At 29.1% G+C, this 960-nt stretch carries 1 protein-coding gene; it reads right to left on the bottom strand.

Going from position 1 to position 960, the window contains the following annotated elements; all coding sequences use genetic code 11:
• Window positions 1–5 precede the first annotated feature (5 nt).
• Entirely contained in the window at window positions 6–908 is a 903-nt protein-coding gene (locus GQS57_RS18335; RefSeq protein WP_165734421.1) for an IS1595 family transposase, read from the bottom strand.
• Window positions 909–960 lie beyond the last annotated feature (52 nt).

Below are 960 nucleotides of genomic sequence, written 5' to 3'. Positions count from 1 at the left end.
TTGAGTTATACGTTTAGCTTCTGTTTTATTTGATTTTGATAAACTGGTTTGGCAACTACCATTCTTTCAATTGTTTTATGAAATATACTTTTCTGAAATTGAGATCTATTAATTCTAAAACAAAATTCATCAAAATAAGCTTGAATATGCCATTTACTTACATGAGTTGGTATTGCTCTAAGCCAAGACTTAACTTGCATAATCATGACATGTAATTGTTTAAAGTTAGCACCATTATTACTATAGATTTGCTCAATGTTATAAACTTCTTTCAAAGGTTCATATCCTCTCCATTTATCTGTTATTATTTTAGCAGATTTACTTATGTGTTCTTCAAAAATTGGTGTTAATGATTTTGCAGAATAGTCGTTTATAGATTTAATGTAAACTCTTTTCACCTTATTGTTATCTGTTAATTCTACTGCAATTACGGCTTTTTTCTTTTTTGTATCGTAACTCCTACCTTGTTTTCCTTCTTCTTTTCCTCCAACAGTAAACTCATCAACATGAATTAAGGTTTCTAGAGGATATTTTTGACTACTTTTCATTGCTTTACGAACTTTTTGCATAAAATACCATGCAGTTCCTTGACGAATACTAAAGCGTTTACCCATTTGAATACTTGAAGTACTTTTACTATTTGTACTCATTTCAAAAGCAACACAAAACGCTTTTTGCAATCCAAATTTAACTTTATGAAAAAGTGTATTTGCAGTAGCACTTTCTACATGATGGCAAGCATAACAGTGATAATTATATCCAGCTTTTTCACAACCTTTTGTATGTCCACATTTACTACATTTAAAACCATCCTGCCATTTTATTTTTGATAAATAAGCTTTACAGGCTTCATCATTTGGTAGTTCTTTTATAAAGTTTAGTATATCTTGACCTTCAAAATTATCCATATATCAATGTTTTAAAGCTATAAGATACGGAAACTAAATGACTAACTCAATA

The organism is Polaribacter sp. 20A6 (assembly GCF_011378915.1).
GTDB classification, from domain to species: Bacteria; Bacteroidota; Bacteroidia; order Flavobacteriales; family Flavobacteriaceae; genus Polaribacter; species Polaribacter sejongensis.
Note: the sequence above shows the minus strand (reverse complement) of the source record. Positions and strands in the feature narration are given on the sequence as shown.

Excerpts from the sequence above, each read along its gene's own strand:
- GQS57_RS18335 (WP_165734421.1), bottom strand. The coding sequence starts at position 908 with ATGGATAATTTTGAAGGTCAAGATATACTAAACTTTATAAAAGAACTA.